We start from the raw sequence: 14,291 nt of genomic DNA on the forward strand, positions 1-14,291 counted from the left end.
GATTATGAACTTGAAAATAGCAGTTTTGTCGGGAGACGGAATAGGACCAGAAGTAACAAAAGAATCTGTAAAAGTATTAAAAGCTATTGCAGAAGCCTACGGACATACATTTGATTTTCAGGAAGCTCTAGTTGGAGCCATTGCAATAGACGAAACAGAAAATCCTTTGCCAGAAGAAACATTAGCATTATGTAAATCGAGCGATGCGGTTTTGTTTGGAGCAATTGGAGATCCAAAGTATGATAATAATCCAGATGCAAAAGTGCGTCCTGAGCAAGGCTTATTGAAGTTAAGAAAAGAACTAGGATTGTTTGCAAATATTCGACCAATTACGGCCTATGATTCTCTTTTAGAAAAATCTCCATTGAAGAAAGAAATTATTCAAGGGACAGATATGGTTATCTATAGAGAACTTACAGGAGGTATTTATTTTGGTGAAAAAAAGTTAAACGAAGACAAAACAATAGCTTCAGATTTATGTGAGTATTCACAAATGGAGATTGAACGAATTGCTCATTTAGCATTCAAAGCAGCTCAAGTTAGAAGAAAGAAAGTAACGCTTGTTGACAAAGCAAATGTTTTAGAAACTTCAAGATTATGGAGGAGGGTAGTAACTGAAATTTCAAAACAATATCCCGATGTTGCATTAGATTTTCTATTTGTAGATAACGCAGCAATGCAAATGATATTAAACCCAAGCCAGTTCGATGTTATTTTAACTGAAAACATGTTTGGAGATATTATTTCAGATGAAGGAAGTGTTATCGGGGGGTCTATTGGCTTATTAGCTTCTGCTTCAGTTGGAGACGGAACAGCCTTATTTGAACCTATTCATGGTTCCTATCCGCAAGCTACGGGGAAAAATATAGCGAACCCTATTGCTTCGATTCTGAGTGCAGCAATGCTTTTAGAACATTTTGGTTTGAATGAAGAAGCTAAAAAAATTAAAGCCGCAGTAGATAGCACTTTAAATAATAATATAGTTTCTGTAGATATTAATAAAGAAAATCCTTCTTCAACAAGTTTAATCGGAGATGTAATTGCAGAAATGATTTTGGTTGATGATCAGTCTATAAGCAGTTCTTTTTTTGAAAATATTAAATTAGGTAAATCGGTATATATTTAAATGTTAAAATAGTGTAAGATTTTTTCTATTTACAAATTAAAAGCTTTAATTCGCACATTATTTGTAAATCGTTAAAAATTATTTCATTATGTTTAAAAGATGCTATTTTTTTATAGTAGTTATAAGTTCTTTATTTAGTTTTAGTCAGAACAGTTACACAGTAACAGGGAAATTATTAGATGAAAGTTTAAAATTACCATTAGAATCTGCTACAGTCTATTTTTCAAAAGTGAAAGATTCTTCAGTGGTAGATTATACAATTTCAGACAAGAATGGAAATTTTAGTTTTAAACTTAAAGCTGTAGATTATCCTCTATATTTAAAAGTTTCTTATTATGGTTTCTCAGATTATAAAAAAGAATTTAAAACAATAAATAGTAATATCGATTTAGGAACTATTTATTTAAAAGAAAATATTTCTACATTAAAAGAAGTGGTCTTGCAGTCTGAAATTCCACCAATAGTTGTAAAAAAAGACACCTTAGAATTTAATGCTTCTTCCTTTAAAGTAAGCCCAGATGCAAACGTAGAAGCTTTATTGAAACAATTGCCTGGTGTAGATATTGATGAAGAAGGAAAAATAACGGTAAACGGAAAAGAAGTAAATAATATATTGGTTAATGGAAAGCCTTTTTTTGGTAAAGATGGAAAAATTGCCACTCAGAACCTTCCGGCAGACATGATTGATAAAATTCAAGTGACCGATACAAAAACAAAAGAAGAAGAACTTTCTGGTGCTGCCGCAAGCGAAAATGCAAGCACTATCAATTTAACAATTCAAGAAGACAAGAATAAAGGAATGTTTGGAAAAGCAACAGCAGGCTATGGTTCAGATCAAAGATATGAATCGAGTTTGCTGTTTAATTATTTTAAAGATACTCAGAAAATTAGTGTCTTGGGATCTTCTAATAACATTAATTCCACAGGCTTTTCAATGGATGAAATCTTTGATAATATGGGCGGTGGTCGAAGTCGTTCTATGTATATTAATGAGAATGGAAGTTTTGGAATTAATGGTATGCGTTTTGGAGGAAACACCGGAATTACAAAATCGAGTATGATTGGTTTGAATTTTTCAGATGAATGGTTCAACAAAAAGTTAGATCCCAATGGGAGTTATTATTTTTCTAATGCAATCACAGAAAATAAAAACAGAACTAGTAGAACGAATCTTTTGCCAACAGGAAATACCAGTACAAATTCAGAATCTAATTCAAAATCAGATGTTTTGGGGCATAATATTAGTTTAGATTTTGAAGTTAAAATAGATTCAACTACGACATTTTTTATTTCACCAACTTTGACTAAAAATAGAGTAGATAGTAAATTCTCTAGCGATGCAACTTCATTCGATGCTTCAAACAATTTATTGAATGAAAACACAAGCATCAATACTAATTCCGATGAGAGTACCGCTTTTAGTAATACCATTTATTTTTATAAGAAACTAAAAAAGAAAGGTAGAGGTTTTAGCGTTTCATTTAAAAATGAAAACAGTAAGAACGATATTTTTTTAAATACAATAAATAATACTGTTTTTTATCAATCAGGAAATCCAAATGATTCAAGGAATCAAAATCAATTTGATGAAGTAAGGAAAGACAATTATCATGTTGAGTTGGATTATAGTGAACCAATTTCAGATTCATTAACGCTTTCTTTTGAAACTTCTTTCAAAACAGAAAAAAGTTTGAATAGCACAAATACTTTCGATTTCGATACTTTTACAAATTCATATTCTAATTTCAACAGTCAGTTATCCAATACAATTGATGGTTTGAATAATACATTTAATTATGGAATTGGACTTCGAGTAAATAAAAGTAAACTGAGAGGAAGTATAAAAATGGGGGCTGACTTCTTGAATTATGATAATCAATCTAATTATTTAGGAGTGAATACTGTGGTTAAGAATAAGTATATTTATCCTAGTTTAAATGGTTATTTTAGTTATGAACTTGGGAAATCTAAATCTATATATAGCTATTATTCTTATAATGCAACGCTACCGAGTGCTCAACAATTGTTACCCTTCGAGAACTTAGCCAATCCGTTAAATACCGTGACAGGTAATGCTTTTCTAAAACCTTCAGAAAACTATAGTTTGTATGTAAGTTTCAATAATTATGATTATGCAACACGCTCTGGGTTTTATACTTACGGAGGTGGAGATTTTGATAGAAATAAAATTGTGAGCTCAACCGTTTATGATAACGATTTTAAAGCAAACACAACCTATCAAAATATTGATAATACCTATAATTTTTATGTTGGATTTAATGTGAACAAATCACATAAAAAAGAGAAAAGAAAAATAAAGTATGGCTATGGAATGAGCTTGAACTATAATTTTGACCAAGGATTAACCAATGCGGTCTTGTATGAAGCTAGAGGAATTCAACTTAATCCAAGGGTTAATTTTTCGTGGGAAATTGAAGATATGATTACAATTGCACCTTCTTATAGATATACCTATAATACAAGGTCGTTTAAAAATTATGTAATAGACAATACCAATAATTATAGACATAACTTTAAGATTGAAGCAACAACCTATTGGCCAAAGAATGTGGTGTTAGGGAACGATTTTGGATATACATATAACTCCAATATAGCAAATGGTTTTCAGAAAGATTTTTATTTATGGAATGTGAGTTTAGGGTACAATTTCTTCAAAGACCAATTATTAGCAAAAGTAAAAGTATATGATTTATTAAATCAGAACGTAAACGCAACAAGAACGATTACTCCTACTGCAATTACAGATGCCGAAAACACAGTGTTACAACAATATGTGATGTTTTCTCTAACCTATAAATTAGAAAAATTTGGAGGAAAGAAAAAACAAACTGATATGATATTTATAGATTAGATCAAGATAGTGTAATAGGCTTTGAGCAGAGAGAAAATGTTTAGTATACTTGGGGAATTGCTCAATAAAGTGGTAGTAGTTTCATCGAGAAGATGTAGAATACAGAAGGAATTACCAACAAGTACTTTTTTCAATTGAATTCAAATTATTAATTTGGGTTTAATTAAAAAGCGAGGTTTTCAAATAATGAAAATCTCGCTTTTTTATGTTTTGATAATAGGCTTTATTATTTTTATCTAAAAATAAAACCATTTTTCATAGGATCTTTCGGGTCAATTAAAAAAGTATGCATTCCTGTTATATGTGCACTGCCAGATACTTCAGGAATTACAGCCTTGTAGTTGCCATAGGTAGTTTCTTCTATCATGGAGCATTCAAAGACAGAATCGGTTATGCTTTCAATAGTTAGTTTTTGATTTTTATTAAGTAATTTTCGAGCCTGTTCTATTGCCACTCTTCCAGAAACACCAGATCCAGTTGGAGAACGGTCAACTTCTCCATCTGCAAACACACACACATTTCTTAAATCGTTATTTTTATTCTTTGGAACATCTGAAAAAATAGTACCATATAAAAAACTTAAATCAGATTCATAAGGGTGAAGTATGTCTTTATTGTTTTCCATTACGGCATGTTTAATTGCCATTCCTTGATCGATTATTTTACGATAGTTTTCAGCGTTTAAGGTAAGATCTAAATTGTTTTTGGTTAAATCGACATAGGCATAGAAAGCACCACCATAGGCAAGATCATAAGTGATTTTTCCAAGGCTAGGAATCGTAACGGAACAGTCAAGCGCTACAACAAAACTTGGAACACAATGAAATGTAACTTTTTCAATAGTGCCGTTTTTTATGTCTACGAAAGATAGGATTCTTCCGCATGGTGCATCAATCTTAAGCGTGTTTTTTCCATCCTTAACATCAATCCAGTTCATTTCTACAGCTAATGTACTTATTGCGATAATAGCATGACCACACATTGTACTGTAGCCTTCATTATGCATGAAAAGTATACCAAAATCAGCACCATCATTCTCATTTGGCGGCAATAATAGGCAACCATACATATCTGCATGACCTCTTGGTTCATACATTAAGCTGGTGCGTAAATAATCGAAATTTTCTTTAATGTATCTTCTGTGGTTAAGAACAGAATTGCCTTTTAACTCTGGAAATCCAGAAAGAATAACTCTTAATGGTTCTCCACCAGTATGCATATCGATAGTTTTGATAACCAACCAGTCTTTAGGGGGGGTAAATTCTTGTTGCGAAATTATTTTTTGATAAACCGACATAGTCTTGAAATGTTTTTGTTTTTAGGATTAAATAATAAAAGTAAAAGAAAGTTATCACATAAATGAAATTTCACTAGCAAGTGGTTAACTTTTAACAACTATTGGGTAATATAGTATTAGTTTTTGCTTGTTCAAACAAAAAAAGATGAACTGTTCAGCTCATCTTTTTTTAGTTTATATAATTTAAAGTGTTACCAACTTCCTCCAGCACCACCTCCAGAGAAGCCTCCTCCTCCAAAGCCACCACCGAAACCGCCACCTCCAAAACCACCTCCAGAAGAACCACCTCCAAAACTTCCTCCACCGTTACCACGGCCAAGACTGCTAAGTATGATAATATCCATTAAATCTGGTCCACGATGATTCCCTCCAGAACCACCGTTTCCTCGGTTGTTCTTGTTTCTAGAAATAAGAATGACTAAGATGATAAAAAAGATAAAAAATATAAAAACAGGAAAACTACTTCCTTTATCGTTTCGTTTTCTTTCTCCTTTATAAGTTCCCTTAATGACTTCAAAAATAGCAGTAGTTCCTTTGTCTAAACCGTTGTAATAACTACCTGCTTTAAATTCTGGGATTATTACATTTCGAATAAGTTCCCCGTTTATACCAGCAGTTAGCTTGTGTTCTAAACCATAACCAGGTGATATCCATATTTTTCTATCGTTTTTAGATAATAAAATGAGAATTCCGTTGTCGGTATCTGCTTGTCCAATTCCCCATTTTTGAGCCCAATTAGGTGTAAGTAAACCAATGTCTTCTCCTTTTAAATCGTTAATAGTAACAATAACAATTTGAGTAGTTGTTGAATCTGAGAATTTAACTAATTTATTTTCTAACTGTGCTTCTTCCGAATCATTTAAAACGGCTGCATAATCATATACAGCTTTTTGAAATGAAGGTTTCTCAGGAATGTCGTATTGAGAAAACCCTAAAAAATGCATTAGCAGTAGTGTTATTCCCAATAGGAGCTTTATTATTTTAAAAATTAAATTTGTCATTATCCTCTTGATATTTCATTCGGAAGTTCATTAATGTCGTCTGATTGATGAGGGAAAAACTCTTTTAATCTTTTCCCTGCTTCAATAATACCTTTAACCAAACCTTCCTTGTTATTTTTGTTTTTGAAATTCTCTAATACAATATCTTTTGTAGAATTCCAAAAATCGTCACCAACCACTTTGTTAATGCCTTCATCACCAAGAATTGCAAAGTGTTTGTTAGATACACCCACATAGAAGAGAACACCATTTCTGTCTTTAGTTTTTTGCATTTCTAAGGAAAAAAAAACCTCCTGAGCTCTTTCGAGCGGAGGTTTTTCTGAATGTTCTTCAATATGTACACGAATTTCTCCCGAAGTGTCTTTTTCTGCGGCAACAATAGCATCAACAATTTCTTGTTCTTCGCTTGCGGTTAAGAAATCTTCTGTTTTAGACATTTTATTTAAAATCAAATTCTACATCAACAGGTTTTTCTGCTCCAGCAACAGCGTCAAAATAAGCTTTTTCTTTATAATCAGATAAAACAAGACTTCTTGGCATTTTTAAAACATAGTTGTTGTAAACCTCTACAGATTCATTAAAACGTGTTCTTGCTGTTAAAATTTGATTTTCTGTGCTAGCCAATTCATCTTGTAGTTTTAAGAAATTTTGATTGGCTTTTAATTCTGGATAGCGTTCAACAGTAACTAATAATTTTGATAAAGCACCCGTTAAACCTCCTTGTGCTTGATTGAATTGGTTTAATTGTTCAGGAGTAATATTTGTTGGGTCAACAGTTACAGAAGTCGCTTTGGCTCTAGCATTAATCACAGCTTCTAGTGTCGATTTTTCAAAATCGGCAGCACCTTTTACTGTTTTTACTAGATTACCAATTAAGTCATTTCTACGTTGGTATGAAGTTTCGACATTTCCCCAAGATTTTTTAACACCTTCGTTCACCGTAACGGCTCCGTTTTTAACACCTATATACCAGAATCCTAATATTAAAACTAGGCCTCCAATAACTATCCACGGTAAGAATCTTTTCATAATTTTTGTTTTTTAAAGTTGATTTTTAATATTTAATAATTGCATTTTTACGTTTTCTAATTTTCTTATAATCTCAAATTTATCTAAGGTTTTTTTCTGATTTTCTTTTAAATGGATTTTGGCTCCTTCTAAGGTGAATCCACGTTCTCTGACTAAGTGAAAAATAAGCTGCAAATTTTTCACATCTTCCGCAGTAAACTTTCGATTTCCTTTTGCATTTTTTTTGGGCTTTAAAATGTCAAATTCTTTTTCCCAAAATCGAATTAAAGAAGCATTCACACCGAAAGCTTTTGCTAGCTCTCCAATGCTGTAGTATAATTTATCTTTTGGTAAATCAATGTGCATTTATTTTATATCTTAAAACTTAATACTTAACCTCAAAAACTTCTTAATCCAACGACTGATTTTCTTGCGCAGCTAAGCTTGAAATAGCAATATATTCTTCTGCAGAAATACTTCCATAGTAGAAATTAATCGGATTCACTTTTTCTCCATTTTTAATTACTTCATAATGCAAATGGGGTGCTTCACTTCGTCCTGTACTACCAACATAACCTATAATGTCTCCTCTTTTTACTTTTTGACCTGGTCTGCAATTATATTTGCTTAAATGAGCATAAAGCGTAACATAGCCATAACCATGACTCACTTCAATATGGTTTCCATAGCCAGAAAGTGAATTGTCTGCTTTTAGAATTACGCCATCACCTGTAGCATAAATTGGTGTTCCAGAAGGAGCAGTAAAATCCATTCCGTAGTGAAACTTCCTAATTTTTGTAAAGGGATCACTTCGGTATCCATAACCAGAAGCCATTCTCTTTAAATCTTCATTCTTTACAGGCTGAATTGCTGGAATAGCAGCTAATAATTTCTCTTTTTGTTTTGCAAGCACAACAATTTCATCTAACGATTTGGATTGAATAACGAGTTCTTTTGTTAACTGATCTACTTTTTTAGTTGTGTTAATCACTAAATCAGAATTATTATATCCTTCTAATGCTTTGTATCGATTAACACCTCCAAAGCCAGATTTACGTTCCTCATTGCTAATTGGAGTAGCGTTAAAATAAATGCGATAAACGTTATTATCTCGTTCTTCGATAGCTCCTAAAACTTCATCCATTAGCTCTAATTTTTTATTTAAAAGCTTGTAGTTTAGTTTCATAGATTCTAACTCTCCAGTTAGTAATTTGTCTTTTGGAGTTTCAAAGTATGGGGTGTTGATTAATAAAATTAAACATAAAAAACCAAATAAAGCAGAAGAAAGTAGAAACAAAAATGCATAACCAAATTTTTTACGACGTTGAGGTTTAATACGTTTATAAGCTAAATTTTCAGAATCGTAATAATATTTTACTTTAGACATGTTTTAAAATTACTATTTTTGCACCAAATTGAATGGTGTATGATGGTTATACGAACAAAATTAAAAAATGTTTCATTTTAATCTATTTTTTATAACGAAACTTTTGCTTTTTTTGTGTAATAATTTTATAGTGTTTGATTTAAAACAAATTAGGGTTAGTGGAAGCCTAAGAAAATAAAAATAAAAACAAATTTTGATGAAATCACAAGACATTCGCAAAGCGTACTTACAATTCTTTGAAAGCAAAGGACATCTTATTGTTCCTTCTGCACCAATTGTGTTAAAAGACGATCCAACCTTGATGTTTAATAATTCGGGTATGGCACAATTCAAAGAATATTTTTTAGGTAATGGAACTCCAAAAAGCAAGCGAATAGCCGACACGCAAAAATGTCTTCGTGTTTCGGGAAAACATAATGATCTTGAAGATGTAGGTTTTGATACTTATCATCATACCATGTTTGAAATGCTTGGGAACTGGTCATTTGGTGATTATTTTAAAAAAGAAGCTTTGGCTTGGGCATGGGAATTTTTAACAGAAGTGTTGAAGTTAGATAAAGACCGTCTCTATGTTTCTGTTTTTGAAGGCAATCCAGAGGAGAATGTGCCATTTGATCAGGAAGCATTTGATATTTGGAAACAATATGTATCTGAAGATAGAATTATTTTAGGTAATAAAAAGGACAACTTTTGGGAGATGGGAGATCAAGGTCCTTGTGGTCCTTGTTCTGAAATTCATATCGATTTGCGTTCTGATGAAGAAAGAAAAAAAGTTTCTGGAAGAGATTTAGTTAACCAAGATGATCCTCAAGTAGTGGAAATCTGGAATAATGTATTTATGGAATTTAACCGTAAAGCAGACAAATCATTAGAAAAATTACCTGCACAGCATGTAGATACAGGAATGGGGTTTGAGCGTTTGTGTATGGCAATGCAAAATGTAACTTCTAATTATGATACCGATGTTTTTACACCGCTTATTGAAAAAGTAGAAAAAATAACAGGATTAAAATATACTTCAAACGAAGTTAAAAATATAAGTGAAGAACAAAATAAAACGAATATTGCCATTCGTGTAATCGTGGATCACGTTCGTGCTGTTGCTTTTGCTATTGCAGACGGACAATTGCCTTCTAACACTGCTGCAGGCTATGTAATTCGTAGAATTTTACGTCGTGCGATTCGTTATGGCTTTACTTTTTTGGGTACCAAAGAACCATTTATCTATCAATTAGTAGAAGTGTTGGCAAACCAAATGGGTGAATTTTTCCCTGAAATTAAAAAACAACAAACTTTAGTAACCAATGTGATTCGCGAAGAAGAAGCTTCTTTCTTGAGAACTCTTGAAAGAGGTATTTATAAATTAGAAGGACAAATAAAATCTGCTGAATTAATAAATAATAATGCAGTTTTGTTGAGTGAACCTGGAAGAGTTATTTCTGGTGGAATGACTTTTGAATTATATGATACTTACGGTTTTCCTTTGGATTTAACACAATTGATTGCTAAAGAACATGGTTGGACAGTCGATGTAAATCGATTTGAAGAATTATTACAAGAACAAAAAGATCGTTCTCGTGCTGCTTCGGAAGTGTCAACAGATGATTGGAAAGTGTTAGTTGATGGGAATGTTGAAACATTTGTAGGCTATGACCAAATAGAAAATGAAGTAAAAATTACACGTATTCGTAAAGTTGATTCGAAAAAAGATGGTGTTTTATATCAAATTGTTTTAAATAACACGCCATTCTACCCAGAAGGGGGTGGGCAAGTTGGAGATAAAGGAACTTTAGTTTCTGCAAATGAAGAAATTGAAATTATTGATACTAAAAAAGAAAATAATTTAATTCTACATATTACTAAACAGTTGCCAGAGAATATCGAAGCTAGTTTTGTGGCTAAAGTAAATACTAACTTAAGAACGGCTTCTTCAAAAAATCACTCTGCTACGCATTTAATGCATTTGGCTTTAAGAACGATTTTAGGAACCCATGTGGAACAAAAAGGTTCTTTGGTGAATTCAAACTATTTGCGTTTCGATTTTTCACATTTTTCAAAAGTAACAGAGGAAGAAATCAAACAAGTTGAAAATTTTGTTAATCAAAGAATACAAGAACAGATTCCTTTAATTGAAAGAAGAAGTATTCCAATTCAACAAGCCTTAGACGAAGGAGCAATGGCTTTGTTTGGAGAAAAATATGGAGACAATGTTCGTGCAATTAAGTTTGGAGATTCTATGGAATTGTGTGGAGGAATTCACGTTACAAACACAGCAGATATTTGGCATTTTAAAATAATTTCTGAAGGAGCTGTTGCAGCAGGAATTCGACGTATTGAAGCAATTACAGGTGATGCTGTGAAAGATTTCTTTGCGAATCAAGAAAACATACTGACAGAAATCAAAGAAACCTTGAAAAATCCGCAAGATGTTTTAAAAGCGGTTGGTTCATTGCAAGATGAAAACGCTAAGTTGAAAAAACAAGTAGAGCAGTTGTTAAAAGACAAAGCCAAAGGATTAAAAGGAGATTTAGCCGCTCAAATTCAAGAGGTAAATGATGTTAAATTTTTAGCAACGCAAGTCGATTTAGATGCTAACGGAGCAAAAGACTTAGCATATGAGTTAGGTAATAATGAAACCAATTTGTTCTTGGTTTTGGCAACAGCAGCAGAAGACAAGCCAATGTTAACGTGCTATATTTCTAAAGAATTAGTAGCGAATAAAGGTTTAAATGCAGGACAAGTAGTGAGAGAATTAGGGAAGTTTATCCAAGGTGGAGGTGGCGGACAACCATTCTTTGCAACTGCTGGTGGAAAAAATGTTGCCGGAATTCAAGAAGCTTTGGAAAAAGCAATTGATTTTGTGAAATAGAAAAAGAATAATTATATATGAAAAAATCCCTTTTAGTTTTAAATGCTAAAAGGGATTTTTGTTTTCAGACTTACTCATTTTTTCTAATAAATGATACTTTTTTAATCAAGCTGTTTTCAACTTCATAAATGGCAATTACTTTTAAATAATCAATTCCCTTTCTGCCTGTCACTTCTTCCTCATCAATCACTTTATTATCAAAGACAATTCTGTTTTTGATTGTTGCTTTAAGATTTGGAGAGTTTTCAAAGACATCTTTATAAATTGTTTCTAATTGTGTAATTCCGATAATGAAAGGTGTTGCCTCCATAAAATTATAAATTTCAATATCTGAAGCATAAAAAGATAAAAAATCGCTCAAATCACGATTATTATAAGCTACTAACTGGTCTTGGACTATTTTTTCTGGATTCATTTTTTTGCTAAAATATAAAATAATAGTTTATACAGTTATTTGCGTTAATTTTTTAAAAGCATAATTATTGCCTCATTTCCTTGAATAGTAGCATAATCCAAAGCTGTCTTGCCTCGATTGTCTTTCTGATCACGATTACTTTCATGTTGCAATAGCAATTTTACAATTTCTGTATGCCCAAAAGTAGCTGCGAAAAACAGCGCATTGGCATTGTTGAAATTAACAGTGTTTGGATTGGCATTGTTGGAAAGTAATACCTTAACAATTTCAATGTTGCCTTTGAAACAAGCTCCCATTAGTGCGGTATTGCCCGATTGGTCTTGAATTTCTGCATTAGCTTTGTGCTTTAATAATAATTGAGTTATTTCAATCCGATTGTTATAGGAAGCCAGTATTAGTAAACTATGATTTTGATTGTTTAATGTGTCAATGTTTTTCTTACTATTAACATAGATTTCAATACTTGCCATATCGTTATTTCTCACTGCTTCAAAAATATCTGAAGTTGCTTGTGAAAAACCAACTTGACTAATGATACAGAATAAAATGATATAAGCTTTTTTCATTTGTTTCGTGTTTAGTTTTAATGGTGTTTTCTATAGGGTAAACACGTTGTGCATAATGACTTTATCAATTACAATAAATTAAAGAAGCTGTCCGAAAAGTAAAAACCAACATCTGTTTGTTACTTCAATGCAAGGAGGAGTCTTAGAATCAGTGTTATGTGATTTCTCCCTTTGGTCGAAATGAACTGTGTTTATTAACTTTTAGAACAGCTTCGTGTAATTTATTTAGTCATAATTACTTTTTCGACTTCTTCCCTTGAAAGATGAAGCGCTTTTGCTACTCGCATTCCAAAGTCTCTATCTGCGAAATAAAAATAGCTAGTCATTATTGCTTGAATATTTTTATCTGTAACCTGACCTAAATCGGCAATTAGATTTTTAATTAAATGCTCTTTTTCGGTTTCATTTAACGTGTTATAGAATTCACCTGCTTGTTTAAAATTATTAGGTTTATCTATCTTCATTTGTGTTACAGAAACATCTCCATATCGAGCATTGGAATGTTTAAAATTCGGATTGTCTGGTTTGTCTTCAATTCTAGAGGGCTGGTAATTAATATTACTTTTTGTTCCTCTAACACTGTGTGCTCCATCTTGATTGTTATTGTGTGCGTAAGTTGATGGTGTGTTTACAGGAATACGTTGAAAATTAGCACCTAGTCTATATCGTTGAGTGTCAAAATAAGAAAACAACCTTCCTTGTAATAATTTATCTTCAGAAGCTTCCACACCAGGAATTAAACTCCCAGGAGAAAATGCCGATTGTTCTGTCCATTCAAAGAAATTATCTGGGATTTTGTTTAATGTCATTGTTCCAATGAGCATAGGTTTTGCGTCCTTTTCATTCCAGATTTTAGTAGCATCTAACGGATTATAATCTAGTTTGTCAAAATCTGAAGCTTTCATCATTTGCACATATAAATCCCATTGTGGAAAATTACCTTTAGCGATATTCTCATACAAATCGGTTGTGGAATGTTGAAAATTGGTACTTTGTATTTTAGCGGCTTCTTCCATTGTAAGGTTTTTAACGCCTTGTTTTGTTTTCCAAGTATATTTCACATAAACAACTTCTCCTTTGTCGTTGATCCATTTAAAAGCATGCACACTAGAACCGTCCATTTCTCTATAACTTGCAGGAATACCTAAATCGGTATATAAACGTGTTAGCATGTGTGTGGACTCTGGAATATGCGAAAAAAAGTCAAAAAAACGATTCGGGTCTTGTTTGTTAGTAATGGGAGATGGTTTTAAAGAATGCACCATATCTGGAAATTTAATGGCATCTCTAATGAAAAATATAGGCAAATTGTTCCCAACAATGTCATAGTTTCCTTCTTCGGTATAAAGTTTAACCGCAAAACCTCTTGGGTCTCTTAATGTTTCTGGAGAACCTTTACTATGCACTACAGTAGAAAAACGAACAAAAAGCGGGGTTTCTTGACCAACTTTTCCAAAAACTTTTGCTTTTGTATAGGCACTCATGTCGTTTTTGGTTACAAACACCCCGTGCGCACCTGCACCTCTAGGATGCACCACTCTTTCAGGAATTCTTTCCCTGTCAAAAGAGGCTAGTTTTTCGACTAGTTGAATGTCTTCTAAAAGTACGGCTCCATTTTGCCCTACAGTTACAGAGTTCTGATTATCACCTACAGGAGCTCCTGTATTTGTAGTGATGTTTTTTTGGGCAAATCCCAAATGTAATAGCATTGTAGCTAATCCGATAAAAAACGTTTTTTTCATAATATTTA

At 32.3% G+C, this 14,291-nt stretch carries 12 protein-coding genes; 3 read left to right on the forward strand and 9 right to left on the reverse strand.

All coding sequences use genetic code 11. The annotated features are described in order from the left end of the window. Nucleotides 1-4: 4 nt before the first annotated feature. A complete protein-coding gene (leuB, locus tag ACZ49Z_RS10870; protein WP_464304344.1) occupies nt 5-1,126 on the forward strand; it encodes a 3-isopropylmalate dehydrogenase in 1,122 nt (373 codons plus the stop codon). An 88-nt stretch (nt 1,127-1,214) separates the two neighbouring features. Continuing rightward, nucleotides 1,215-3,998 carry an outer membrane beta-barrel protein gene (locus tag ACZ49Z_RS10875; protein WP_464304345.1) on the forward strand — a complete coding sequence of 928 codons (2,784 nt, stop codon included), beginning with the start codon at nt 1,215-1,217 and terminating at the stop codon, nt 3,996-3,998. Nucleotides 3,999-4,230: 232 nt separating this feature from the next. Here the strand turns inward: ACZ49Z_RS10875 and ACZ49Z_RS10880 are convergent, their stop codons facing one another. The 6 genes from ACZ49Z_RS10880 to ACZ49Z_RS10905 form a co-directional block, all read right to left on the reverse strand. Then, a complete protein-coding gene (locus tag ACZ49Z_RS10880) occupies nt 4,231-5,295 on the reverse strand; it encodes a proline racemase family protein (RefSeq protein ID WP_464304346.1) in 1,065 nt (354 codons plus the stop codon). A gap of 191 nt (nt 5,296-5,486) precedes the next feature. Then, nucleotides 5,487-6,239, reverse strand: a complete 753-nt coding sequence (locus ACZ49Z_RS10885) for a TPM domain-containing protein (protein WP_464304347.1) — start codon at nt 6,237-6,239, stop codon at nt 5,487-5,489. Between the two features lie 56 nt (nt 6,240-6,295). Next, the gene (locus ACZ49Z_RS10890; RefSeq protein WP_464304348.1) at nt 6,296-6,733 is read right to left on the reverse strand and encodes a TPM domain-containing protein; all 438 of its coding nucleotides are present in this window, start codon (nt 6,731-6,733) and stop codon (nt 6,296-6,298) included. A 1-nt stretch (nt 6,734) separates the two neighbouring features. Next, nucleotides 6,735-7,325: a LemA family protein gene (locus ACZ49Z_RS10895; RefSeq protein WP_464304349.1), complete on the reverse strand. Its 591-nt coding sequence runs from the start codon at nt 7,323-7,325 to the stop codon at nt 6,735-6,737. A gap of 12 nt (nt 7,326-7,337) precedes the next feature. Then, nucleotides 7,338-7,670: a MerR family transcriptional regulator gene (locus ACZ49Z_RS10900; RefSeq protein ID WP_464304350.1), complete on the reverse strand. Its 333-nt coding sequence runs from the start codon at nt 7,668-7,670 to the stop codon at nt 7,338-7,340. Between the two features lie 43 nt (nt 7,671-7,713). Continuing rightward, nucleotides 7,714-8,691: a M23 family metallopeptidase gene (locus ACZ49Z_RS10905; protein WP_464304351.1), complete on the reverse strand. Its 978-nt coding sequence runs from the start codon at nt 8,689-8,691 to the stop codon at nt 7,714-7,716. A gap of 196 nt (nt 8,692-8,887) precedes the next feature. Here ACZ49Z_RS10905 and alaS point away from each other — a divergent pair, with 196 nt between their 5' ends. Continuing rightward, on the forward strand, nt 8,888-11,560 hold the full coding sequence (gene alaS, locus ACZ49Z_RS10910) for an alanine--tRNA ligase (protein WP_464304352.1): 2,673 nt from the start codon (nt 8,888-8,890) through the stop codon (nt 11,558-11,560). A 70-nt stretch (nt 11,561-11,630) separates the two neighbouring features. Here the strand turns inward: alaS and ACZ49Z_RS10915 are convergent, their stop codons facing one another. From ACZ49Z_RS10915 to ACZ49Z_RS10925, 3 genes are all read right to left on the reverse strand, one after another. Continuing rightward, nucleotides 11,631-11,975, reverse strand: a complete 345-nt coding sequence (locus ACZ49Z_RS10915; RefSeq protein WP_464304353.1) for a nuclear transport factor 2 family protein — start codon at nt 11,973-11,975, stop codon at nt 11,631-11,633. A gap of 44 nt (nt 11,976-12,019) precedes the next feature. Then, nucleotides 12,020-12,541, reverse strand: a complete 522-nt coding sequence (locus tag ACZ49Z_RS10920; protein WP_464304354.1) for an ankyrin repeat domain-containing protein — start codon at nt 12,539-12,541, stop codon at nt 12,020-12,022. A 221-nt stretch (nt 12,542-12,762) separates the two neighbouring features. Next, on the reverse strand, nt 12,763-14,283 hold the full coding sequence (locus ACZ49Z_RS10925; RefSeq protein ID WP_464304355.1) for a catalase: 1,521 nt from the start codon (nt 14,281-14,283) through the stop codon (nt 12,763-12,765). Nucleotides 14,284-14,291 lie beyond the last annotated feature (8 nt).

The organism is Flavobacterium sp. KY-23415, from assembly GCF_055384985.1.

Coding starts and splice junctions, on each gene's coding strand:
- leuB (WP_464304344.1), top strand. CDS start 5: ATGAACTTGAAAATAGCAGTTTTGTCGGGAGACGGAATAGGACCAGAA.
- ACZ49Z_RS10875 (WP_464304345.1), top strand. CDS start 1,215: ATGTTTAAAAGATGCTATTTTTTTATAGTAGTTATAAGTTCTTTATTT.
- ACZ49Z_RS10880 (WP_464304346.1), bottom strand. CDS start 5,295: ATGTCGGTTTATCAAAAAATAATTTCGCAACAAGAATTTACCCCCCCT.
- ACZ49Z_RS10885 (WP_464304347.1), bottom strand. CDS start 6,239: ATGCATTTTTTAGGGTTTTCTCAATACGACATTCCTGAGAAACCTTCA.
- ACZ49Z_RS10890 (WP_464304348.1), bottom strand. CDS start 6,733: ATGTCTAAAACAGAAGATTTCTTAACCGCAAGCGAAGAACAAGAAATT.
- ACZ49Z_RS10895 (WP_464304349.1), bottom strand. CDS start 7,325: ATGAAAAGATTCTTACCGTGGATAGTTATTGGAGGCCTAGTTTTAATA.
- ACZ49Z_RS10900 (WP_464304350.1), bottom strand. CDS start 7,670: ATGCACATTGATTTACCAAAAGATAAATTATACTACAGCATTGGAGAG.
- ACZ49Z_RS10905 (WP_464304351.1), bottom strand. CDS start 8,691: ATGTCTAAAGTAAAATATTATTACGATTCTGAAAATTTAGCTTATAAA.
- alaS (WP_464304352.1), top strand. CDS start 8,888: ATGAAATCACAAGACATTCGCAAAGCGTACTTACAATTCTTTGAAAGC.
- ACZ49Z_RS10915 (WP_464304353.1), bottom strand. CDS start 11,975: ATGAATCCAGAAAAAATAGTCCAAGACCAGTTAGTAGCTTATAATAAT.
- ACZ49Z_RS10920 (WP_464304354.1), bottom strand. CDS start 12,541: ATGAAAAAAGCTTATATCATTTTATTCTGTATCATTAGTCAAGTTGGT.
- ACZ49Z_RS10925 (WP_464304355.1), bottom strand. CDS start 14,283: ATGAAAAAAACGTTTTTTATCGGATTAGCTACAATGCTATTACATTTG.